This window comes from Pseudomonas sp. Pseusp11 (assembly GCF_047304405.1).
Lineage (GTDB): Bacteria > Pseudomonadota > Gammaproteobacteria > Pseudomonadales > Pseudomonadaceae > Aquipseudomonas.
Genome location: NZ_JBGLZF010000116.1, coordinates 1 through 251, shown reverse-complemented (window position 1 = coordinate 251; position 251 = coordinate 1). Strand labels below are relative to the sequence as shown.

Annotated in this window: 1 protein-coding gene; it reads right to left on the bottom strand. The window is 63.7% G+C overall.

All coding sequences use genetic code 11. The annotated features are described in order from the left end of the window. Positions 1-251, bottom strand: a 251-nt coding sequence (locus ACCC96_RS30385; protein WP_413697754.1) for a ShlB/FhaC/HecB family hemolysin secretion/activation protein, incomplete at both ends; no start/stop codon positions are given.

The following is a 251-nucleotide window of genomic DNA, read 5'->3' as shown; positions in this document are numbered from 1 at the left end:
CGCAGCATCAACTGATCGGCCAGGCCCAGCGGGCTGTCCCAATCGAACGTCGTGCCCCACTGCTGCTCGCCGGTGCTACGCTGGCCGTCGTTGCTGCGCGACAACCCGGCACGCCACGGCTTCTGCGGCGTGTTCTTGACCAGCACTTCACTGCCACCGACGTTCTTGCCCGGCGACAACTCCATCTGCGCCTGATTCGACGGCAAGCGGTTGAGCTGATCCACCATCTGCTCGATTTCCCGCAGATTGAC